The following is a 23919-nucleotide window of genomic DNA, read 5'->3' as shown; positions in this document are numbered from 1 at the left end:
GGCATCTCAAATTAAATCTGTTATAATAATAAGTAAAGCAAAGCCAATGATTTGGCTTTTTTTAAAGATTTTAAATAATATTTTGCTAAGAATACAAAAGGAGAAACATATATGGCTACTATTCAATGGTTTCCAGGCCACATGTCTAAGGCCCGTCGACAGGTTCAGGAGAACCTTAAACATGTTGATTTTGTTACAATTTTAGTGGATGCACGTTTGCCACTTTCGAGTCAGAACCCTATGTTGACTAAAATTGTTGGCGATAAACCAAAGCTTCTAATTCTCAATAAGGCTGACCTCGCTGACAGTAATCGTACGAAAGAATGGCGTACCTATTTTAAGAGTCAAGGGATTAAAACCTTGGCCATCAATTCCAAGGAACAATCTACAGTTAAATTGGTAACAGATGCTGCTAAGAGTCTTATGGCTGACAAGATTCGACGACTACGTGAACGTGGTATTCAGAAAGAGACCTTACGAACCATGATTATTGGGATTCCAAATGCAGGGAAATCTACCTTGATGAACCGCTTAGCTGGTAAAAAGATTGCTGTTGTAGGAAATAAACCCGGCGTTACAAAAGGTCAACAGTGGTTGAAGTCTAATAAAGACTTGGAAATTCTTGATACTCCAGGTATTTTGTGGCCTAAGTTTGAAGATGAATTGGTTGGATTGAAACTCGCTTTGACTGGTGCCATCAAGGACCAGCTATTGCCAATGGATGAAGTGACGATATTTGGACTCAACTATTTTAAAACTTACTATCCTGAACGTTTAGAGGAACGCTTCAAAGGGATTGAACTTGAAGAAGAGGCACCAGAAATCATTATGGAAATGACTCGAAAACTTGGCTTTCGTGAAGATTATGACCGTTTTTATAATCTATTTGTCAAAGAAGTTCGTGATGGAAAACTAGGCCGTTACACACTTGATATTGTTGGGGTCGATACTGATGGCGACAATTAAAGAAGTCAAGGAGCAATTGGCAGCATTGACAGATCTTGATGACTACCGATGGGCAAGTTTTGAGGAAGATAGTCGAGCTGGTGTACAGACTGCCATCAAGCAACGTCGCAAAGCTATCCTGGCTGAGATTGCTGAGGAAGAACGCTTAGAAATGATGCTCAGTTACGAAAAATCGCTTTATGCTCAGGGAGTTGAACTTATTGCAGGTGTTGATGAAGTTGGACGTGGTCCTTTAGCTGGCCCAGTTGTAGCTGCAGCGGTTATCTTACCAAAGCTTTGCAAAATAAAGGGTCTCAATGACAGTAAAAAGATTCCAAAATCTAAACATGAAGCTATCTATAAGCAGGTAATGGAGGAAGCAGTAGCTGTCGGTATTGGTATTAAGGATAATCATGTGATTGATGACGTCAATATTTATGAAGCAACCAAGCTTGCCATGGCTGAAGCTATTGAAAAACTGAGTCCCAAACCAGAACATTTGTTAATTGATGCCATGATCTTGGACCTACCAATAGGACAAACATCAATTATAAAAGGGGATGCTAATTCTTTATCTATCGCAGCAGCTTCGATCGTAGCAAAGGTAACTCGGGATAAGATGATGGCTGACTTTGATCAGGAGTTTCCTGGATACGCTTTTGCCAAAAATGCAGGCTATGGCACCAAAGATCATCTGTCTGGCATAGATAAGTTGGGTGTTACACCAATTCATAGAAGAAGCTTTGAACCAATAAAGTCAATAATAAAAAAGTAGGTGAAGTGGAGTGATTTTAGCTATTGATATCGGAGGAACCTTTATCAAATTTGGATTAGTCGATGATGATTTTAGAATTTGCAATCAATCAAAAGAGCCAACTCCAACGACAATAGACGACTTTTGGCAGACTTTAGAAAGTATAGTCTCATCATTTGAGAATGATATCTCTGGTATTGCCATTGCATGCCCGGGCGAAATTAATAGTAAACGCGGTTTTGTTTTCAAGGGTGGTCTCATTCCTTATTTGACAGCTATTCCTCTTGGGACACGCTTGTCCAAAATATTTCAACTGCCTGTAAAGCTCATCAATGATGCTGATGCAGCAGCTTTGGCTGAAGCAAGATATGGTAGTTTACAGGATTTGGATTGTGGTGCTGTCTTAGTTTTGGGTACTGGTGTTGGCTTAGGTCTTGTCTCGCAGGGGGCTTTGTTAACTCCACTATCGGTTACCCAATATTTGCGTGCTCCAAGTCCCCAAAGTATGGGTCAAACCGTTCTTCCTTTCCAGTGGGGGCTATTTAAGCATGCTCTATTTAGTCTTGTCGATAATAAAGGTTCTGCGGTAGGTTTCGTTCATGAAGCTAGTCAAATACTTGATTTAGAACAGGATGATGGTTTAGCCGTTTTCTCCGCTTTAGATGAAAATCACTCTGAACAACTAAAACGTCTATTTAAGGACTATTGTCATGAAATTGCTGTTCTGATTCTTAATTTGCAGAGTTTATTCAAGTTGGATGGAGTTGTTATCGGTGGAGGCATCAGCAGCCAAAATGCTTTGATAGAAGGTATTGTTAATGCTTATGAAGAGTTATTTAATGAAAAGTCAGAATTAGGTTTTGAGCCGATAACAATTCAAGCTTGTCATTTCCATAACGACAGTAACCTCTTAGGAGCAGCATCATATTTTACTTCTGAAAATGCCTTATAATTAACAAAGTTCCCTGAAGGGGCTTTTTTTCTATTTCTCTTGCGAATAATGAAATGGAGGTAGTTACATGAATAACTTTGAACTTTTTAAACTAAAAGCAGCTGGATTGACAAATTTAAATATTCTTAATATTTTAGACTATCAAAAAAATCAAGATAAAAAACTGAGCTTACGTGATATGGCAGTGGTATCTAAGTCTAAAAATGCCGTTCTCTTTATGGAAAAATACAAGAATTTAGATATTAAGCAGCTTAAGGAAGATTTTCAACGTTTTCCGACCTTATCAATTTTTGATAAGGAGTATCCCATTGAGCTGAAGCATAGCTATAATCCACCTGTCCTCCTCTTTTATCAAGGGAATATTGATTTGCTGAGTAAACCAAAGCTAGCTGTTGTTGGGGCAAGAAAGTGCTCCGAAATAGGCGAACAGTCTGTTCGAAAAATTGTTAGTGAACTTGGAAATCACTTTACTATTGTGAGTGGTTTGGCGCGTGGGATTGATACTTGTGCACATATGGAGGCCTTGAAAAATAAAGGAAAGACCATTGCAGTTATCGGGACAGGACTTGATGTTTATTATCCAAAAGAAAATAAAGCTTTGCAAGACTATATGTCCAAAAATCATTTAGTTCTTTCAGAATATGGACCGGATGAACAGCCACTTAAATACCATTTCCCTGAACGAAATCGGATAATTTCTGGATTGTGTCAAGGGGTTATGGTGGTTGAAGCTAAGCTTCGCTCGGGAAGTCTTATTACTTGTGAGCGTGCAATGGAAGAAGGAAGAGATGTTTTCGCCATACCTGGAAATATTTTAGACGGAAAATCGGATGGATGTCATCACTTGATTCAAGAGGGTGCAAAGTGTATTACGACAGGGTTTGACATCCTTTCAGAGTTTTCTTGAAAATCAAACTTCTCCTATAGGGAAAAAGTTTTTTATTGACAGTTAAAGAAAAGGACGGTATCATGTTAGTTGCTCGGTCCAAGATGTTACATTTTTTAATGTCTTGTGACTAGATTTTAGACAGATGAGTGGCGCAGCCAGTTTATAACATTATAAGGAAATAGTCTATGGCGACAGCAACGACAACAAAAACTAAAGCAACAAAGAAAATAACGGCTAAAAAGACGACTAAAAAGAGGGCGACACCAAAGAAAAATTTGGTTATCGTGGAGTCTCCTGCAAAAGCAAAAACCATCGAAAAGTACCTTGGGCGCAATTATAAAGTTGTAGCCTCTGTTGGGCATATCCGTGATTTGAAAAAATCAAGTATGTCTATTGATTTTGAAAACAACTACGAACCTCAGTACATTAATATTCGTGGTAAAGGTCCTCTTATCAATGAATTGAAGAAAGAGGCTAAAAAAGCCAAGCAAGTCTTTCTCGCAAGTGACCCGGACCGTGAAGGGGAAGCCATTTCATGGCATTTGTCACATATTCTTGGATTAGAGCCAGAGGAAAAAAATCGTGTCGTCTTTAACGAAATTACTAAAGATGCAGTGAAAAATGCCTTTGTGGAGCCACGCGCCATTGACATGGACTTGGTAGATGCGCAGCAAGCTCGTCGTGTCTTGGACCGTATTGTGGGTTACTCTATTTCACCTCTTCTTTGGAAGAAGGTTAAGAAAGGTCTTTCTGCAGGGCGTGTCCAATCGGTAGCTCTTAAGCTTATTATTGACCGTGAGAATGAAATCAAGGCCTTTAAACCAGAAGAATATTGGACTATTGATGGTGCCTTTAAGAAGGGGGCTAAGAAGTTCCAGGCTAGCTTCTATGGGTTGGATGGTAAAAAGCTTAAGCTCAATAATAATGACGATGTTCAAGCTGTTCTTTCTCGTATCACAAGTGACGACTTCAACGTAGATAAGGTAGAGAAAAAAGAACGCCGTCGTAATGCACCATTGCCATATACTACCTCCTCTCTCCAACAGGATGCTGCCAATAAGATTAACTTCCGTACACGTAAAACCATGATGGTTGCTCAGCAGTTGTACGAGGGGATTAATCTTGGTTCAGGAGCCCAAGGTTTGATTACCTATATGCGTACGGACTCTACACGTATCAGTCCGGTGGCACAAAACCAAGCTGCTGAATTTATTACAGAACGCTTTGGTTCTAAGTATTCTAAGCATGGTAGTAAGGTGAAAAATAGCTCAGCGGCGCAAGATGCCCACGAGGCTATTCGTCCTTCAAATGTTTTCCAAACACCAGAAAGCATTGCCAAGTATTTGGATAAGGATCAGCTCAAGCTCTATACCCTTATTTGGAATCGTTTTGTGGCCAGTCAAATGACGGCTGCAGTATTTGATACGATGAAGGTGACCTTGTCTCAAAATGGTGTCATTTTCACTGCAAATGGAAGCCAAATCAAGTTCGACGGTTATATGGCCGTTTACAACGACTCTGATAAAAATAAAATGCTTCCTGATATGGCTGAAGGTGATACGGTTAAGAAGGTTGTGACAACGCCTGAACAACACTTTACGCAACCACCTGCACGCTATTCTGAAGCGACACTGATTAAGACGCTGGAAGAAAATGGTGTTGGTCGTCCGTCAACATATGCGCCAACGCTTGATGTTATCCAACGTCGCTACTATGTCAAATTGGTGGCAAAACGTTTTGAACCAACTGAACTTGGTGAAATCGTAAATAGCTTGATCGTCGAATTCTTCCCAGACATCGTGGATGTTAAATTCACTGCCGAGATGGAAGGGAAACTCGATAAAGTCGAAATCGGTAAGGAACAATGGCAGAAGGTTATTGATGAATTCTTCAAACCTTTCCAAAAAGAATTGGAAAAAGCTGAAGAAGGTATTGAAAAAATCCAAATTAAGGATGAGCCTGCTGGTTTTGATTGTGACCTCTGTGGTCACCCAATGGTCATCAAACTTGGTCGTTACGGTAAGTTCTACGCATGTAGTAATTTCCCAGACTGTCATAACACCAAGGCCATTACTAAAGAAATTGGCGTTACTTGTCCAACCTGTGGTCAAGGTCAGGTCATCGAACGTAAGACAAAACGTAATCGTGTCTTCTACGGTTGTGATCGCTATCCTGACTGTGAATTTACGTCGTGGGATATCCCTGTCGGACGTAACTGTCCTAAATCAGGTGATTACCTTGTCGAGAAGAAGGTCCGTGGTGGCGGTAAGCAAGTCATCTGTAGTAACGAAGAGTGTGACTACAAAGAATCTATTGTTAAATAAAGAAAGCTATCTCAAGTTAAGACTTGGGATAGTTTTTTTGTATTTTATCCAAAAAACTGATACTTTCCTTAAATTTGTTTTTTATACTAAGGATGAAAGAAAGGAAAGTAAGTGGTTTTTGATATTAGTTAAGATATAAGCTTATATTGAAAAATCACTTATTCTAAAAGAGGTGTACCAATGCAAATAACTGTTAAACAACTTTCAAAATCCTACAAAGATAAGACTATTTTAGACAATGTCACATTTACTATTGAATCTGGAACAGTTTGTGGTCTCTTAGGGGTTAATGGTGCTGGTAAGTCGACACTGATGAAAATACTTTTTGGTTTGCTTCCCAAAAGTAGTGGAGAAATTCAATTCGATGGTGTACCAGAAGGCAAACAATCATTAGGTGCATTAATTGAAGCACCCGCTATTTATCACAACCTTTCAGCTTTTGATAATTTAAAAACAAAAGCGTTACTATATGATATTCCTGATTCAAAGATTATTAAAACCTTAGAAATAATTGGTCTTTTAAATACTGGAAAGAAAAAGGCCGGTAAATTTTCATTAGGTATGAAGCAACGATTAGGAATTGGCATGGCTATTTTAACCGATCCCCAATTTTTAATTCTTGATGAGCCTACTAATGGACTTGATCCTGATGGTATAAAAGAACTGCTAGACCTTATTCATTCTTTGAAGGCAAAAGGGATGACAATTCTGGTTTCTAGCCATCAACTTTTAGAAATAAGTAAGATTGCCGATCATATTCTTATTCTCGATAAAGGTAAAATACAATATGATGGTGAAAATAAAAATGTAGATAGTCTTGAGAGACTCTTCTTTAAAATTGTTCATGGGGGTTACTGATATGCAAAAAGTATTCTATTCGGAATTGTTCAAATTACGACATTTAGGAACAACTAAATTCTTAATAATCATACCGTTTTTAACCGTTCTTATAGCCTTTTTAATGGGAGGATTACAGATTTTTGTTCCCTTTTCAGTCTATTGGTGGGAAGCTATCTTTCTATATCTAGTGAATGGTCTATTGTTCATAGTTGATAGACGTTTAGAAAATCAGGCAGGTCAATATCAAAATATTACAAACAAGCGTTTCACTTGGAATATTACCTTGATGAAAATGGTGCTTATCGGAATGAGAACATTGATCTCTAGTCTATTTTTACTGGTTTTCATCTATCTCGTTGCTTTTATTTACACAGGTATTATTCCAATAAATTTTCATAAAACAGCTATTTCATTAATATTAATTTGGACGATAACTTTATGGAATATTCCTTTTCTTTATCTGATGTCTAAATATTTGGGCCATTTAATACTATTAGCCCTTAATACGTTTGTTTGTCTATTAATAGCACCATTTATTGCTCAGACTCCATTTTGGTTCGTCTTGCCTTATACCTATCACTACAAAATAGCTCAATTTTTATTAAACCTTAAACCATCGGGAGATATTCTTACAAATCAAAATCAAACCAGCATTTTGCAAGTGCCGCTTATTATTATTTTATCAATGATAATGACAATTCTTTTATCGTATATCCTAAAAAGGAGGGAATCAAGTGTTAAGGAGTGAGTTACTTAAATTAAAAAACACAGTAGGTCTCTATCTTGTTATCAGTTTTGCGGTATTAGAAACCCTTACAATTCCACTATATGTGAGGCTTGTACCCAAAGGCATATCTATAAGCAATCTAGCTATCTTATCTTTTTTATGTTATCCGCTTTTGACAGCTTTCTTGTCCATTTTAGGGATTGAACAGGAAAAATTCGCTAATCATTATCAAGAAATCTCAAGTTACCCTAAGAAAAGGATCTTGTGGCTGGTTAAACTTTTAATAACAGACTTAATCCTTACATTGCCTTCTTTATTTAGTTGGATTATCATAAACCTCCTCCTTAAGAATTGGATTAATAGTTTCCTACTAATGGTATCAAGTTGGATACTAATAATCTTTCTTAATCATTTTCATTATTTTATACAAGTTAGTCTGAATAGTACTAGTAATATCATTATCTCTATGGTTGAAATAATTTTTATTATTTTCGCAAGTAATAAAGTCTTCTTAACTATTAATTGGCTTCCTATTGCTTTTCCGATTAACAGCATTCTCATTGGTGATTGGAGTCAACTCACTACCTTGCCTTTATGGATAGTTGGAGTTACTATGTTATTTATTTGTTCCATAGATTTCAGAATAAAAAGATAATATAAGAAATATCATGGATAGAGTATTAGTCTTACATGATTATCCTAAAATAAGTTTAATAGTTTGTCGGAAAAGTAAACTATGTTAGTTAATTTGTTTTTTATACTAAGGATGAAAAGAAAGGAGAGTTATTATGAAACGTTTAAGTTTGACAGGTTTCCAACTCAAATATATAGCCCTCATTACTATGGTATTCGACCATATTCATTACTTTTTTGATTATACAGGGAAAATACCAATTTGGTTTACTATGATTGGGAGATTAGCGGCCCCCTTGTTTCTTTTTTCTGTGATTGAAGGTTTCGTTCATACACACAATCGAAAGAAATACTTCCTAAAAATTTATGCTTTAGCAATTTTGATGGGATTGATTCAGTTTGGTTTCTATAATTTTTTACATCCTCTTGTGAGACCAGATGGTTTCTTTCCACAAAATATGATGTTGTCGTCGTTCGCTATTTTGCTCGTTGCTCTTCAGGGTATCGCTTGGATTCAAGAAAGGAAATATCTAAAAGGAATCCCAACCTTACTTTTCCCCTTATTGCTTCCATGGTTAATGGCACCTTTTTATCTGCTAAGCTCAAACAAACCTATGTTAGGTTTTCTACTAAATTTACTCAATTTTACAGTGCTACCAGTTCATACAATTATTAGTGATGGAGGAACATGGTTGCTTTTGACTGGTATCGCTATGTATCTTTGTCATAAGAATCTTAAGAAAGAAGTGCTTGCTTTTGTGAGTGTTAGTCTTGTTTGGCTACTAATGGCGATTGTTCTAACTAGACCTTCTTTTCACGATTTAATGTTTAAATACATTGAATGGATGGAACTATTCGCAGCTCCTTTGATGCTTTGTTATAACGGTCAAAGAGGAAACGGGTCAAAATATTTATTCTATGTTTTTTATCCAACACATATTTATCTACTCTACGCCTTGTCAGTTGTCTTCTATAGATGATATGATAAAGGTAACTGTGAACGAAAGGAAAGCTTATGGCTCAAATACTTGTTATTGATGATCAAGAAGATATTGTTCAATTGGTTGTAAAGGCTTTAGAGCTCCAAAACCATAATGTGACAGGGCTTACGAGTGTTTTAGATTTGGATAAGAACTCTTTACCTCGATTTGACTTGATTTTACTGGATATCATGATGCCTGATGTTGACGGTCTCCAGTTTTGTCATGAGATTCGTGATCAGGTGGATTGCCCCATCCTCTTTATTACAGCCAAAACGCAAGAGGCTGATATTGTCCAAGGCTTGACTTATGGTGCAGATGATTATATTTGCAAACCATTTGGGGTTAAAGAACTTCAAGCGCGTGTGGCTGCTCACTTGAGACGGGAACATCGTGAGCGCCATCATAAGCTTTCACTTGGTGATTTTCAGTTTGATTTGTCTGCTCAGGAGCTTTATATTGAGAATCAGTTGTTAGATTTGACTAAGTCGGAGTACGGTATTTGTCAATTTTTGGCTGAAAATAAGGGCCAAGTCTTTTCAAAAGAACAAATCTACACGCATCTGTACGGCTATGAGGATAAAGGGAGTCCCACAGCAGTGGCTGAACATATCAAAAATATCCGTGCAAAGCTCAAAGAAGTTGGGCAAAATCCTATTGAAACAGTCTGGGGGACTGGTTACAAGTGGCACTAATTAAAAAACGAGAACACTCTCTAAGAACACTATTGTTATCTTATGTTGTCAGCTTGACGGTCCTATCGGCAATCAGTAGCCTACTTATTTTGTCTTTGTTCAGCTTGTCTTATCATTTTGGCGTTGTGATTCCAGCAAATCAAGTTGAGAGTGATTTGTCTGCTTTGAGAAGTAATATTGAAACTTCTAAGGTCTTTAATCCAAATGTCTTGCCTGATGGTACTCGCTATGTCTTTTTGACTAGGGATTTCAGGCTTAAGAAGTCTAACATGCCAGTTAACTTGCAAGAAGAATCCTTACTAAATTACCAATTCAAGAATGCTCACGGTGGGATATACGGCTATTTTCAGTCTTTTGAACGGTCAGATGGCATAGTCATTGTCAATTATCAACTATCACCTCGGTACCGTAACGCTTGGATGAACCAGCATTTTCCCAATGCTGATCTTATGATGATTGGTTCAATGTTTGTATCTATCTTAATCATATTTATTATTTTAACTTTTTACTATGCAAATAAATTGAGTCAGCAACTTAAACCTATATTAAGGGCTACTGAAAAAATTTCCCAACAAGATTTGGAGTTTCAAACTTCTCAGTCTACTATTAAGGAATTCAATCAGGTTTTAAGTGGTTTGGATCACATGCGGGTAGCACTTCGTGAGTCCTTGATGGAAAATTGGAAGGCAGAGCAGGATAAGCAAAATCAGATTTCAGCCTTAACCCATGACCTGAAGACACCCCTTACAGTTGCTCGTGGAAATGCGGAACTCTTAGCCATGACGCCCTTGGATGCGGAACAGATGGACTTGTTAGAGCATTTTCAAAAAGGGATTGCACAGGTTGATTCTTATGTGAAAGAGTTGTCTGAAGTCAACAAAACGAGTTTGACGAAAACTTTGTCGCTTGAAGACATTTCGGTTAAGGAATTTGTTGAAGACATTTACGATCAAACCTTGTCACTAGCACAAACGAAACAAATCAATGTAGTATTTGACAAGAAAGAAATTGAGAAAGAAATCATAGGCTATTGGGACAGGTCCTTGTTGAATCGAGCTTTTATGAATATCGTTTCGAATGCCGTAGAGCATACACCCAGTGGCAGTCAGTTGCTCCTGACCGCTAGGGTAGAAGAAGATGAATTCAAGTTTATCTGCCTTGATTCTGGTTCAGGATTTTCCCTTGAATCTCTTGAAAAGGCTACTCAGCTCTTTTATCAAGAGGATAAAAGTAGACAGAGCCGCAATCATAGTGGCCTTGGTCTGACTATTGCCAATGATATTATTCGCTTACACCATGGTAGTCTTGCTCTTTCGAATGACGATAACACACATGGTGCTAGAGTGACGATCATTTTACCCCTTTAAATACAGATGACTCCTAGTCGCCAGATGAGGAGTTTTTTGCTATACTACTTAGAGTAAAAATGAAGAAAGATTTGTGGGGGCAGGATTTCATCTTGTTCTCGAAGAGGTATTAGTGTCATGTCTCAATCAAAAGCAGATTATATTAACGTGATTGGAGCCGGTTTGGCCGGCTCTGAAGCAGCTTATCAGATTGCTAAACGTGGTATTCCGGTAAAACTATATGAAATGCGTGGGGTCAAAGCAACACCTCAGCATAAGACAACAAACTTTGCAGAATTGGTTTGCTCTAACTCTTTCCGTGGCGATAGCTTGACAAATGCTGTAGGGCTTCTTAAAGAAGAAATGCGTCGCTTGGACTCTATCATTATGCGTAATGGAGAAGCTCACCGTGTGCCAGCTGGTGGTGCCATGGCGGTTGACCGTGAAGGTTATGCAGAAGCAGTGACAGCTGAAATTGAGAACAATCCATTAATTGAAGTTATCCGTGAAGAAATCACAGAAATTCCTGATGATGCCATTACAGTTATTGCTTCAGGTCCTTTGACTTCTGATGCTTTAGCTGAAAAAATTCACAAGCTTAACGGTGGAGATGGGTTCTATTTCTATGATGCCGCTGCACCGATTGTTGATAAAGCGACTATCGACATGAACAAAGTCTACCTTAAGTCACGCTATGACAAGGGTGAAGCAGCTTACCTAAACTGTCCAATGACCAAGGAAGAGTTCATGGCCTTCCACGAGGCCTTGACAACAGCTGAAGAAGCTCCTTTGAATTCTTTTGAAAAAGAAAAGTATTTCGAGGGCTGTATGCCTATCGAGGTTATGGCTAAACGTGGTATCAAGACAATGCTCTATGGTCCTATGAAACCAGTTGGTTTGGAGTATCCTGAAGATTACAAAGGGCCACGTGACGGCGACTTTAAGACACCTTATGCGGTTGTTCAGCTTCGTCAGGACAATGCGGCTGGTAGCCTCTACAATATCGTTGGTTTCCAAACCCACCTTAAATGGGGAGAGCAAAAGCGTGTCTTCCAAATGATTCCAGGTCTTGAAAATGCAGAATTTGTACGTTACGGGGTAATGCACCGCAACTCGTATATGGATTCACCAAACTTGCTCAAACAGACTTTCCAGTCAAAATCAAACCCTAACTTGTTCTTTGCGGGACAAATGACTGGTGTAGAAGGTTATGTTGAATCAGCTGCCTCAGGTTTGGTTGCCGGCATTAATGCTGCCCGTCTCTTTATGGGTGAAGATGAGGTTATCTTCCCTCACACAACAGCTATCGGGAGTCTTCCATATTATGTGACACATGCTGAAAGTAAACATTTCCAACCAATGAATGTTAACTTCGGTATTATCAAAGAACTGGAAGGCCCACGTATTCGTGACAAGAAAGAGCGCTATGAAAAAATTGCTGAGCGAGCTCTTAAGGATTTGCAAACTTTTATAGATGCTTAATGCTAACATAAAAAGCCCTCACAAAAGTGAAGGCTTTTTTATTAGAGAGGAGCGAATAGAAATATCGATTAGCCAAAAAATTTCTTGGCGATTTCTTGACCTTGTTTAATTTTAGCCCATTGTTGAGGTGTTGCCAACTCATTACCTGAGTCACATGAGGCAAAACCACATTGGTGAGAGAGGAAGAGACGTTCTTTTGGAAGGATTTGACTCGCTTTTTCAAGCAAATCGAGGACACGTTCTTCGTCATCAAGGTCAGTAGTTTTAGAAGACAAAAGTCCTAGTACAACTTCAGCTTTGCTGTCTTTGAGGGCTTCGAGAGCTTTGATATCACCAGCGGTGTCGCTATCCCACTCAAGGAAGAAACGGTCATAGTGTTGCTCTGCCAAGAACTTCTTAGCGATGGCTTCGTAAGTTCCTTCGGCAGCAGAACGGCTTTCATAGTTACCACGACAGTTGTGCGTCCAAACCGTTAAACCAATTTCGTGAGCATAGTCTACAACCTCGTTATTGATAGCTACAAACTCATCAGCCAATTCTGCTAAATCAGAATTACCTTCCGCAAAGAAACTTGCAGGGTTTGATGGGTCAAAAAGTTCCCAGAGACAGTCATCAAATTGAACAATTTTTCCACCGACAGCCTTGTATTCTTCCAAGAATTCTTTATAGGCATTAATGATACCTTTTTTGAGGTCTTCATTTGTTTCGTAGACTTGTCCAGGACCAGCCAAACGGTCAAAGATAGCAAGTTCAGTGTAGGCATGAGCAGGTCCCCAGATAGTTTGTTTGGTATCTTCATCACCAGCTTCAACTTTAACCAATTTGTAAATATCTAGGTAATGGTGGTTCTTACCTGAGAGCGGCTCAGTGATGCGAATACCGATATCTTTACGTGTTTCATATTGACCACCATCATGGTCTTTAAAAGTGTAGCCATGCTCAGCAATGTAGCGTTCAATTCCTTTAAATCCCCAGACAAAGTCTAAATGCCACATAGAACGTCCAAACTCACCATCAGTAAGGATGTCAATACCGTTAGCTTTTTGGTCAGCCACAATTTGCTTAATATCTGCAGTTTCAGTTTCTTGATAACCAGGAAGGGCATCATAGAAAGGATACTGGATGTCGTCACGGTGCTCGATTTCGTCCTTATATTTACGGAGATCCGCAGGACGAAGAAGAGAACCTACTAATTGGAATTTAGATTTTGTCATAAAATTAACCTCAAAATATCATTTTATTTCCATGATACTTTTTATTTGAATTAATAAAAAATAGTTAATTTCTTTCTGAGGGTATAGTTTAAGACTATATAAGGTTTTACCCTGCAAAATGATACTTCCTATGGTAAAATGAAAAGAAAACAATGAAGGTTGGGAACATGCAAAAAACATTCTTTATTATTAAACCAGATGCTGTTAAACGCCATCTAATTGGCCAAGTGCTTGATCGAATTGAGCGACGTGGCTTCGTTATTGAGCGTATGGAGATGCTGATGCTTGACGAAGAACGTCTTAAAGAACATTATGCTCAATTGGTTGATAAACCTTTTTTTCCTAGTATTGCGGAATTCATGATGAGTGGTCCATCAGTTATTGGTATTATGTCTGGCCCAGGTGTTATCAAGTCATGGCGTGATATGATGGGAGCAACTAATCCTGGCGATGCTACCCCTGGAACTATTCGTGGAGACTTTGCAACAGCACCAGATGGGGACATGATTCCAAATATTGTTCATGGCTCTGATTCAGAAGAATCTGCGGCTCGAGAAATTCAGATTTGGTTTGGTGAGTAAGATGGATTTAGTACAGATTCAATCTGATTTAGCTAAGGGTGGACTGTTAATTGATGTCAGAAGTCCAGAAGAGTATTCAGAAGTTCATGTTAAGAATGCCCTCTTGATTCCTCATACACAATTTTTTTCTGCTGAGATTCCAGCTGAAAAAGACGCTTCAATTTACCTCTATTGTAAAATGGGACCTCGTGCAGAATTTGCTGCATCAGTTCTTAAAGAGCGAGGCTATACTAAGGTGACTAACTTGGGTGGCTTGGACGATATGGAAGCAATAGGTTTTGAATTTGAAGAATAATAGGAATAAGGTCACCCAAGGGTGGTCTTATTTGTTTTCAGAAAAGTTTGATAATTACTTGACTACGTTTTCATAAAGGGGTAGAATTTTAATTGAGTTAAGACAAAGCCTATGAAAATGACTTTGCCAGAACTTGACTAACTTAGCGTATTCCAATTGAGATAAGGCTCGGTATTAAGCCAGTGACTCTAATTGGTAGAGGAGGATTTCGTATGTCAAAAGTTGCTATTGTTACAGGTGCAGGTCAAGGTATTGGTTTTGCGATTGCAAAACGTTTGGTTGAAGATGGTTTTAAAGTCGGAGTATTGGACTACAACGCTGAAACTGCAGAAAAAGCTGTTGCTGAATTGTCAGCAGACAAGGCATTTGCGGTTGTAGCTGATGTGTCTAAACAAGCTGAAGTAGCAGCTGCTTTCCAAAAAGTTGTTGATCACTTTGGCGACTTGAATGTTGTTGTTAATAATGCCGGTGTGGCACCAACAACACCACTTGATACTATTACTGAAGAACAGTTCCAACGTACATTTAACATAAATGTCGGTGGTGTTATCTGGGGTGCTCAAGCTGCACAAGCACAATTTAAAGCACTTGGTCATGGTGGTAAAATCATCAATGCGACTTCACAAGCAGGTGTCGTAGGTAACCCTAACTTAACTGTATATGGTGGTACTAAATTCGCAGTGCGTGGTATCACTCAAACTTTGGCGCGTGACTTGGCTGATTCAGGTATCACTGTCAATGCGTATGCACCAGGTATCGTTAAGACTCCAATGATGTTTGACATTGCTCATGAAGTTGGTAAGAACGCTGGTAAAGATGATGAATGGGGTATGCAAACTTTTGCTAAAGATATTACTCTCAAACGTTTGTCAGAACCTGAAGATGTGGCAGCAGCAGTTAGCTTCTTAGCTGGACCTGACTCAAACTACATCACAGGTCAAACCATCATCGTGGATGGTGGGATGCAATTCCATTAAAATAAAAGGAGAGCGAAAGGCTCTCTTTTTTTGCTTGATAAAACATAATATTTCTGATAATATAATCGTAAATAATTATGATTTAAAAGGAGCCTTTCTATGTCAGACATTTTACACTATATTATAGAGCACCCATTTTTTAGTCTCATTCTATTGGGAATTGTTGTACTAGCCTTCGGTTTAGCTCCATTTTCAAGTAGTTCAACAGAAAACAAGCGCTCGGCAATTATTAATAAGCACTACAACGATACTTTTAAGAAGTAAAAAGTCCAAACTGTAGCGGTTTGGACTTTTTTACTGTTATATTTTAGCTGTTTTCATCTTCCACAAGGTCATGTATATCTTTTTTTAACTCACTTGTTTGAATGATTGATTCTTCCCCTAAAGCGTTATATTTTTCTTTATCTTTTTTTGAGTAAACTTTTTTAGGATGGAATTTTTTGTTAATTAGAGTAATCATTTGACGACGCAAGTTCATTTCTTCATTAATATTTTGTTTGTCTCGTATCCAAGCAACTGTTAAGACAAATAACATGATCATTCCAATATATCCCAAAATTGGATACATGAGTCCGACAAGTTCCTTGAATCCCATAAATGAAAGAATGAAACCAATTATTATCGAGACGATAAGGTAAATACGAAACTTCTTGACATTATCACCTGAGAATCGTTTAGCGAGAGCATAAAAAAGACTAAAGGCAGTGTTAAATATTAAACCAAATATTACAATTGCGTAGGTAAACGCAAACAATGGATGAACCCTGTTGGCTAAAATTAACATGGGAATATCGACACCTTTTATACTATCTACATTAGCGAATAAGACAAGTGAAGCAACAGCAATAATCAATCCGACTATAGCACCACCAATGGTACCACTTTTTTTGGCGACACCAATTCGCATAATTGAGCCTCCAAGTACAAATGCCATGGATACACCGGTCATCACACAAAGTGCAAAATAATTTATGACAGCCATCCAAATATTCGGCATTGCGGGTGTAAGTTGACGAGCAACCATATCTAGATGGTTAAGGTTGTAACTTTTACCGATAAAAGTTTGACCAGCAATAATGAGTATCATAATAATTATTATTGGTGTGAATATTCCAATGATATTAGTGATTTTCTCAAAGTCCATAAAACTGACGATAATGACTAGGGCTGTACAAATCAAGGCACCAATCCAAATAGGAAAACCAAACTGCTGATGCAAATTAGAACCTGCTCCAGCAATCATGACAAAACCAATAACAAAACAAGAAATAATAAGGGATAGGTCTAAGATTTTATTGGTAATTGGATGAGCTATTTTTGATAATACTTCAGAATGGTCATTAGATCGATAATAACTTCCTAGTGTAAGGATTATTTTCCCAAAAAAAGCATTAAGTACAGCGAGAACTAAAACGCCTAATAAGCCGACTAATCCAAAGCTAACAAAATATTGCATAAGGTCCTGTCCAGAGGAGAGTCCTGCACTGACAATGATTCCTACGTAGGCAAGTGCTACTGATAAAATTTTCTTAAACATAAATATCCTTTCAACTATTTATTTCTAAAAAAGATTATTGTATTCTTTTTTAATTAGTAAGTTTATCAAAAATATTACATATTCTTTGTTTAGTGGTAAAGATGCTTAGAACATCTGTAATTGTTCAGAATTTTGTTACTAATGAAGCTACTTCTAAAGTAATAAACTCATTAAAAGAAGAAATTTCTTTGATGTTTGGTTAAAGACAACTAAGTATGAATAACCTATGTAATCTGGTAGATAGAGATAGGCAAAAGCCTGTCTTTTTTGTATAATAGAAGGTAACGATTAGTTTTTTTATAATCACAAGTAAGAACTAGGAAAGATAAAAATGCCAAATATTGAAGAATTAAAACAACGACAGGAGAAGATTCGTAACTTCTCTATTATTGCCCATATTGACCACGGTAAATCAACCCTTGCTGACCGTATTTTGGAAAAGACTGAGACAGTATCAAGTCGTGAGATGCAGGCGCAACTCCTTGATAGTATGGACCTCGAGCGTGAACGTGGTATCACTATCAAACTAAATGCCATTGAGCTTAACTATACAGCTAAAGATGGTGAAACATATATTTTCCACCTTATCGACACACCAGGACACGTGGACTTTACTTATGAAGTGTCACGTTCTCTTGCTGCCTGTGAGGGTGCAATCTTGGTGGTGGATGCTGCTCAAGGGATTGAAGCGCAAACACTTGCCAATGTTTACTTGGCCCTAGATAATGACTTGGAAATCTTACCAGTTATCAATAAAATCGACCTTCCAGCTGCAGATCCTGAACGTGTGCGTACAGAGGTTGAAGATGTAATCGGATTAGATGCTTCTGAAGCCGTGCTTGCATCAGCTAAAGCTGGTATCGGTATCGAGGAGATTCTCGAACAAATCGTTGAGAAAGTTCCTGCACCTCAAGGTGAAGTCGAAGCGCCTCTCCAAGCCCTTATCTTTGACTCTGTTTATGATGCCTACCGTGGGGTTATCCTCCAAGTGCGTGTGGTTAACGGAATGGTTAAACCGGGTGATAAGATTCAAATGATGTCTAATGGCAAGACTTTTGACGTTACTGAGGTTGGTATCTTCACGCCTAAAGCTGTTGGCCGTGACTACCTTGCAACAGGTGATGTTGGTTATATCGCGGCCTCAATTAAGACTGTTGCGGATACTCGTGTCGGTGATACAGTAACACTTGCGGATAATCCAGCAGCTGAGCCACTCCATGGCTATAAGCAAATGAATCCAATGGTCTTCGCCGGTCTTTATCCAATTGAGTCTAATAAATACAATGACTTGCGTGAAGCTCTTGAAAAGCTCCAGTTGAACGATGCCAGTCTTCAGTTTGAGCCTGAAACGTCTCAAGCCCTTGGTTTTGGTTTCCGTTGTGGTTTCTTGGGTCTTCTTCATATGGATGTTATCCAAGAGCGTTTGGAACGTGAGTTTAACATTGATCTCATCATGACAGCACCATCGGTAGTTTACCATGTTAACACTACTGACGGTGAGATGCTTGAAGTGTCTAACCCATCTGAATTCCCAGATCCTACACGTATTGATGCCATCGAAGAGCCTTATGTTAAAGCTCAAATCATGGTTCCTCAAGAATACGTTGGTGCTGTTATGGAGTTGGCACAACGTAAACGTGGTGATTTTGAAACCATGGAATATATTGATGATAATCGTGTTAACGTTATCTATCAGATTCCACTTGCTGAAATCGTCTTTGATTTCTTTGATAAATTGAAATCATCAACTCGTGGTTATGCAAGTTTCGACTATGAATTGTCAGAATACCGTCGCTCACAATTGGTGAAAATGGATATTCTCCTTAATGGTGACAAGGTCGATGCCCTTAGCTTCATCGTGCATAAGGAATTTGCCTACGAGCGTGGAAAACTTATCGTTGATAAACTTAAGAAAATCATTCCACGTCAACAATTCGAAGTGCCTATCCAAGCGGCTATCGGTCAAAAAATTGTTGCCCGTACAGATATCAAAGCCCTTCGTAAAAATGTCTTGGCAAAATGTTACGGTGGTGACGTTTCACGTAAACGTAAACTCCTCGAAAAACAAAAAGCCGGTAAAAAACGTATGAAAGCTATCGGTTCGGTTGAAGTCCCACAAGAAGCCTTCTTGTCAGTACTTTCAATGGACGAAGATGAGAAATAAGAGTAATAGTCAGAATGTGATGTTCTGGCTATTTTTGTAATAAAAGTTATGATAAAGATGATTTTAAGATTTCCCTTCTCAAAGCATGGAAGGATTTATACTGCGACTTTACTAATGCTTTTCTTTTTAGGAAATATATATACAAAGCACAAATTTCATGAAAAAGCTGTAGAAGAGTTACAGATTGCTCTAAAAGCTGATAAAGTAACTTCCAATGGGATTTTTGGTAGACGTCAACAATATGGTGCCATTAGTCATCAAGAACCCACTTACTATAATTCTGAAGATAATGTAGCTACTGAGATAATTGGTAGAAATCATTTTGTTCGCTATTACGACACCATGAGTAGTCTCCATCAAGCTCATTTGGTAGTTTATGATATCAACAAAAATTTTGAAAAGAAAATTATTAATTTGACCCCATATTTGAAGAAAATAAAAGATTTTAAAGATATTAAGGAGTTGGCTGTGTCTTTAAGCTCGATTGATGGTTATGATTATGTTTACTTGGAGAATTCTCAAAGTGGCAAGAAATTTGCTTACAATTTAGATACGAATCAATTTTTAACTAGAGACCTACCAGATTATTCTTACAGTAAGGATGAAATGCTTTATTTTGGTGATAAGAGTTCTGCTCGTAATCAGGTGAATGATAGCACCATGTGGGGATATTTAAAGAGAGAAGGAAACTTGGATGAGCTTTTAAGGAAGTCACCAGCCCCAGAGGACAGCTATTTATCTGCTCATCTAAATGTGATCCTAGAGATTGATAATGTAGCTACTTCAAAACAAGAGAATCAAATTAATCTATTTAAAGAAAATTCTGAGGTTAAGCATATTTACGAAGAGGCTGTTAATCAGACAAGAACAAACAGTAATACCTTAAAGAAATTTAAACTATTGACCCGTCAAGGTAAGGAGGGAGATTTTCCGGTCGGTCCAACTGAGCCAGTGAAAAGGAAAGAACCTGATAAACCAAGCGAAACAAAGAAAGTTCCAGAATTTAATGTTTTTCCTGATTCTATTTTTCCTGTTAAAACTTTAAGTTTCAGTGAGATTCTGAACAAAAAGGCTCAACAAGATTATCAGAAAGACTATCGAGCTTACGAAAAAGCACGTCAAAAAGTTCAAAAGGATTACGATAGGGAATATAAAGCCTATAAAAAGAAATTGGCTCAATATGAGTCCTATAGAGATAGAGAGTACGACAAACAATCACAAATCTATTTTTCCCCTGAAGAGCAAACCAATGATATCTTACATTGGTTGGGAACAAATGGAGAGCAAGCAATTGTAATTTCTGTAGAGGACGGTGCTGGTATTAGGAAGGAAATTCATTCTTTTGCTGATTTAAAGGATTGGGTGGATAAACATGATTACGATTCCAGTATTAAGTCAGACTTTAGAGACTACAAAGGGGTTGACTAAGTATTCTTGAATGCCAATGAGGCTTCTACAAACCCTACACAAGCATTTTTCTCAGCTTTAGGCTATAATAGACAAAAAGGAATCTTAGGAGGGCCACTATGGATATCATGAGTTTTATCCCCAGTCAGCGACAGGCTATTCTGGAGCGTTTTCAGCAAGTGGAGGCCTTGAGATTAGGCGCAATTCGTATTGAGTTGAAGGTTGCTAATCCTGTTGGCATCATCTATGAGTGTTTTATTTTAGCAGGGGAGAATTATTTTTCTGATCAAGTAGTGGTATCCTTCCGCATTCTCTATGAAAAAGACCTGGAACGCATTTCTTTGGATGTCGTAGATATCCCTGGTCGCTCAAGCTTGTCTAATTATCTCCAGTTAATAGAGATTTTTGAAGGCTTGCAAAATTATCTTAATCGAGAGTTTGCTAAGGTAAAAAATACATGAACATCTGATGGTTATCAGGTGTTTTTTTTGTGATAGAAGTTCAAAATTTCACAATCTTTTTTTCACAAGATTGTCTGAAAACTGTGCTATAATGATAACAGAATTGTGAAGTGATACAAGTTTGTGAAATAATGAGCAGACTTTGACACTTTGTGACTTATACTTGAAAGGAAAATTGGCTCTATCATTTTAGGGCCAGAAGGACTGTGTTCATGTCAGAAGAAAAGCAATTGTATGGTGCGGATTTAGTGGTTGATAGTTTGATCAACCATGATGTTGATTATGTCTTTGGGATTCCAGGTGCAAAAATCGATAGGGTTTTTGATACTTTGGAAGATAAGGGACCTGAATTGATTGTTGCCCGTCATGAGCAAAATGCTGCTTTTATGGCTCAAGGTGTTGGACGTATCACAGGGAAACCCGGTGTCGTATTGGTAACATCTGGTCCAGGTGTCTCAAATTTGGCTACTGGTTTGGTAACAGCGACAGATGAAGGAGATCCTGTTCTTGCTATTGGTGGTCAGGTTAAGCGTGCAGATCTTTTGAAACGTGCCCATCAATCAATGAATAACGTTGCTATGCTTGAACCGATTACCAAGTATGCTGCTGAAGTACATGATGCTAATACCCTTTCTGAAACGGTAGCGAATGCCTATCGCCATGCTAAGTCAGGGAAACCGGGTGCAAGCTTTATTTCAATTCCTCAAGACGTGACTGATGCTCCGGTCAGTGTTAAGGCTATCAAGCCTATGACAGATCCAAAACTTGGTTCAGCATCTGTTTCTGATATTAACTATCTCGCACAGGCGATTAAAAATGCCGTATTGCCAGTCTTACTTTTAGGGAACGATGCTTCATCAGAAGCTGTAACTTACTCTATTCGCCAGATTTTGAAACATGTTAAATTACCAGTTGTTGAAACTTTCCAAGGTGCTGGTATCGTGTCACGTGACCTTGAAGAGGATACTTTCTTTGGTCGTGTAGGTCTTTTCCGTAACCAACCGGGGGACATGTTGCTTAAGAAGTCGGACTTGATAATTGCCATTGGTTATGACCCAATTGAGTATGAAGCACGTAACTGGAATGCTGAAATTTCAGCACGTATTATCGTAATTGATGTTGAACCTGCTGAGGTGGATACTTACTTCCAGCCAGAACGTGAATTGATTGGTAATGTAGAAGCAACTTTAGATTTGCTTTTGCCTGCTATTCAGGGCTACAAATTACCTGAAGGTTCAGTAGAGTATCTTAAAGGGTTAAAAAATACAGTCGTCGAAGATGTTAAATTTGACCGTCAGCCTGAAGAAGGTACCGTACATCCACTCGATTTAATTGAGGTTTTACAAGAACAAACGGATGATGATATGACAGTTACCGTTGACGTTGGTAGTCACTATATCTGGATGGCTCGTTATTTCAAATCTTATGAACCACGTCATTTGCTTTTCTCAAATGGGATGCAAACTTTGGGGGTTGCTCTTCCGTGGGCCATCTCTGCAGCTTTGGTTCGTCCTAAGACAAAAGTCATTTCTGTTTCTGGTGACGGTGGTTTCCTCTTCTCAGCACAAGAATTGGAGACAGCAGTTCGATTGAAATTGCCAATTGTTCATATTATCTGGAACGATGGCCATTACAATATGGTGGAATTCCAAGAAGAAATGAAGTACGGTCGTTCATCTGGGGTTGACTTTGGTCCTGTAGATTTTGTAAAATATGCTGAGAGCTTTGGAGCGAAAGGTTATCGTGCAACAAGTAAAGAGGAGTTTTCTAGCTTGCTCCAAGAAGCCTTGGCTCAAGCTGTAGATGGACCAGTCCTTATTGATGTTCCAATTGACTATAAAGATAATATTAAACTCGGCGAAACTATTTTGCCAGATGAATTTTACTAAAAAGAGGGTGTAGACATGTCTGAAGCCATAAAATTATTTCAATATAATACTTTGGGAGCCTTGATGGCTGGGCTTTATGGAGGTACTTTAACAGTTGGTGAATTGTTGGAGCATGGAGACTTGGGTCTTGGAACATTAGATTCTATTGATGGGGAATTGATTGTTCTAGATGGCAAAGCCTATCAAGCTAAAGGCTCTGAAGGTAAAGTCGAAGTGGTAGAAGTTTCTCCAGATGAAAAAGTTCCCTATGCAGCAGTCGTACCTCACCAAGCTGAAGTTATCTTCCGTCAACGTTTTGAAATGACTGATAAAGAACTTGAAGAGCGCATTGAATCATACTATGATGGTGTTAATCTCTTCCGGTCTATTAAGATTAAAGGGCATTTTAAACACATGCATGTCCGCATGATACCTAAGTCGACTCCTGATACGAAATTTGCTGAAGTTGCGACTCATCAACCAGAGTACGAAGCTGATAATATTTCTGGTACTATCGTTGGGATTTGGACACCTGAAATGTTCCACGGGGTTAGTGTAGCCGGTTATCATTTGCATTTTATTTCAGATGATTTGTCATTTGGTGGGCATGTCATGGACTTCATTATTGATAATGGTATTGTTGAAGTCGGTCCAGTTGACCAACTTGATCAACGTTTCCCAGTTCAAGATCGTCAGTATCTCTTCGCTAAATTCAATGTCGATGAAATGCGTGAAGATATTACAAAGGCTGAATAAGCTTGTTTAAAGATATTAATAGATTATATTGAGAACTTTCCTAGATGATTAGGAAAGTTTTTTTATTTTTGAAATTATTAAGACATCGAAAG

22 protein-coding genes are annotated in these 23919 nt (G+C 38.2%); 20 read left to right on the top strand and 2 right to left on the bottom strand.

Translation table 11 applies throughout. The annotated features are described in order from the left end of the window. The first annotated feature begins 111 nt into the window (after positions 1-111). The 11 genes from ylqF to trmFO all read left to right on the top strand — a co-directional run bounded on the left by ylqF (position 112) and on the right by trmFO (position 12567). Positions 112-966, top strand: a complete 855-nt coding sequence (gene ylqF / locus ACYVQ1_RS03520) for a ribosome biogenesis GTPase YlqF (RefSeq protein ID WP_461249848.1) — start codon at positions 112-114, stop codon at positions 964-966. After that, complete coding sequence (locus ACYVQ1_RS03515; RefSeq protein WP_461249847.1) at positions 953-1720, top strand: ribonuclease HII; 768 nt, start codon at positions 953-955, stop codon at positions 1718-1720. The genes ylqF and ACYVQ1_RS03515 overlap by 14 nt, the downstream gene beginning before the upstream one ends. Before the next feature lie 10 nt (positions 1721-1730). After that, the gene (locus tag ACYVQ1_RS03510; RefSeq protein WP_461249846.1) at positions 1731-2651 is read left to right on the top strand and encodes an ROK family protein; all 921 of its coding nucleotides are present in this window, start codon (positions 1731-1733) and stop codon (positions 2649-2651) included. Between the two features lie 67 nt (positions 2652-2718). Continuing rightward, positions 2719-3558, top strand: coding sequence for a DNA-processing protein DprA (dprA, locus tag ACYVQ1_RS03505; protein WP_461249845.1), 840 nt, complete (start codon positions 2719-2721; stop codon positions 3556-3558). A 167-nt stretch (positions 3559-3725) separates the two neighbouring features. Beyond that, positions 3726-5864 carry a type I DNA topoisomerase gene (topA, locus tag ACYVQ1_RS03500; RefSeq protein ID WP_461249844.1) on the top strand — a complete coding sequence of 713 codons (2139 nt, stop codon included), beginning with the start codon at positions 3726-3728 and terminating at the stop codon, positions 5862-5864. 180 nt (positions 5865-6044) lie between these two features. Then, positions 6045-6722: an ABC transporter ATP-binding protein gene (locus ACYVQ1_RS03495; protein ID WP_461249843.1), complete on the top strand. Its 678-nt coding sequence runs from the start codon at positions 6045-6047 to the stop codon at positions 6720-6722. Between the two features lies 1 nt (position 6723). Then, the gene (locus ACYVQ1_RS03490; RefSeq protein ID WP_461249842.1) at positions 6724-7452 is read left to right on the top strand and encodes a lantibiotic immunity ABC transporter MutE/EpiE family permease subunit; all 729 of its coding nucleotides are present in this window, start codon (positions 6724-6726) and stop codon (positions 7450-7452) included. Positions 7453-8219: 767 nt separating this feature from the next. Continuing rightward, a complete protein-coding gene (locus tag ACYVQ1_RS03485; protein WP_461249841.1) occupies positions 8220-9044 on the top strand; it encodes a TraX family protein in 825 nt (274 codons plus the stop codon). A 35-nt stretch (positions 9045-9079) separates the two neighbouring features. Further along, positions 9080-9739 (top strand): response regulator transcription factor, encoded by a 660-nt coding sequence (locus ACYVQ1_RS03480; RefSeq protein WP_461249840.1) that lies wholly within the window; start codon positions 9080-9082, stop codon positions 9737-9739. Beyond that, positions 9730-11106 carry a sensor histidine kinase gene (locus ACYVQ1_RS03475; protein WP_461249839.1) on the top strand — a complete coding sequence of 459 codons (1377 nt, stop codon included), beginning with the start codon at positions 9730-9732 and terminating at the stop codon, positions 11104-11106. The genes ACYVQ1_RS03480 and ACYVQ1_RS03475 overlap by 10 nt, the downstream gene beginning before the upstream one ends. Before the next feature lie 117 nt (positions 11107-11223). Beyond that, entirely contained in the window at positions 11224-12567 is a 1344-nt protein-coding gene (gene trmFO / locus ACYVQ1_RS03470) for a methylenetetrahydrofolate--tRNA-(uracil(54)-C(5))-methyltransferase (FADH(2)-oxidizing) TrmFO (RefSeq protein ID WP_461249838.1), read from the top strand. Positions 12568-12635: 68 nt separating this feature from the next. Here trmFO and ACYVQ1_RS03465 read toward each other — a convergent pair whose 3' ends face one another. After that, on the bottom strand, positions 12636-13781 hold the full coding sequence (locus ACYVQ1_RS03465; RefSeq protein WP_461249837.1) for a cobalamin-independent methionine synthase II family protein: 1146 nt from the start codon (positions 13779-13781) through the stop codon (positions 12636-12638). Between the two features lie 167 nt (positions 13782-13948). Between ACYVQ1_RS03465 and ndk the strand changes: the two genes are divergently transcribed. The 4 genes from ndk to ACYVQ1_RS03445 all read left to right on the top strand — a co-directional run bounded on the left by ndk (position 13949) and on the right by ACYVQ1_RS03445 (position 15898). Next, positions 13949-14362, top strand: a complete 414-nt coding sequence (gene ndk, locus ACYVQ1_RS03460) for a nucleoside-diphosphate kinase (RefSeq protein ID WP_461249836.1) — start codon at positions 13949-13951, stop codon at positions 14360-14362. A 1-nt stretch (position 14363) separates the two neighbouring features. Next, positions 14364-14657, top strand: a complete 294-nt coding sequence (locus ACYVQ1_RS03455) for a rhodanese-like domain-containing protein (RefSeq protein WP_461249835.1) — start codon at positions 14364-14366, stop codon at positions 14655-14657. Positions 14658-14869: 212 nt separating this feature from the next. Beyond that, positions 14870-15634 (top strand): (S)-acetoin forming diacetyl reductase, encoded by a 765-nt coding sequence (locus tag ACYVQ1_RS03450; protein ID WP_002883902.1) that lies wholly within the window; start codon positions 14870-14872, stop codon positions 15632-15634. A gap of 99 nt (positions 15635-15733) precedes the next feature. Then, the gene (locus ACYVQ1_RS03445) at positions 15734-15898 is read left to right on the top strand and encodes a hypothetical protein (RefSeq protein WP_002891050.1); all 165 of its coding nucleotides are present in this window, start codon (positions 15734-15736) and stop codon (positions 15896-15898) included. 43 nt (positions 15899-15941) lie between these two features. Here ACYVQ1_RS03445 and ACYVQ1_RS03440 read toward each other — a convergent pair whose 3' ends face one another. Next, on the bottom strand, positions 15942-17171 hold the full coding sequence (locus tag ACYVQ1_RS03440) for a YkvI family membrane protein (protein WP_461249834.1): 1230 nt from the start codon (positions 17169-17171) through the stop codon (positions 15942-15944). A 331-nt stretch (positions 17172-17502) separates the two neighbouring features. Between ACYVQ1_RS03440 and lepA the strand changes: the two genes are divergently transcribed. The 5 genes from lepA to budA all read left to right on the top strand — a co-directional run bounded on the left by lepA (position 17503) and on the right by budA (position 23827). After that, positions 17503-19335 (top strand): translation elongation factor 4, encoded by a 1833-nt coding sequence (gene lepA / locus ACYVQ1_RS03435; protein WP_002891049.1) that lies wholly within the window; start codon positions 17503-17505, stop codon positions 19333-19335. A gap of 48 nt (positions 19336-19383) precedes the next feature. After that, on the top strand, positions 19384-20763 hold the full coding sequence (locus ACYVQ1_RS03430) for a hypothetical protein (RefSeq protein ID WP_461249833.1): 1380 nt from the start codon (positions 19384-19386) through the stop codon (positions 20761-20763). 98 nt (positions 20764-20861) lie between these two features. After that, complete coding sequence (locus tag ACYVQ1_RS03425; protein WP_461249832.1) at positions 20862-21203, top strand: hypothetical protein; 342 nt, start codon at positions 20862-20864, stop codon at positions 21201-21203. Positions 21204-21415: 212 nt separating this feature from the next. Further along, the gene (gene alsS / locus ACYVQ1_RS03420) at positions 21416-23092 is read left to right on the top strand and encodes an acetolactate synthase AlsS (protein ID WP_461249831.1); all 1677 of its coding nucleotides are present in this window, start codon (positions 21416-21418) and stop codon (positions 23090-23092) included. A 15-nt stretch (positions 23093-23107) separates the two neighbouring features. After that, on the top strand, positions 23108-23827 hold the full coding sequence (gene budA / locus ACYVQ1_RS03415; protein WP_156246750.1) for an acetolactate decarboxylase: 720 nt from the start codon (positions 23108-23110) through the stop codon (positions 23825-23827). Positions 23828-23919 lie beyond the last annotated feature (92 nt).

The sequence above is a fragment of the Streptococcus parasalivarius genome (genome assembly GCF_054785155.1).
Note: the sequence above shows the minus strand (reverse complement) of the source record. Positions and strands in the feature narration are given on the sequence as shown.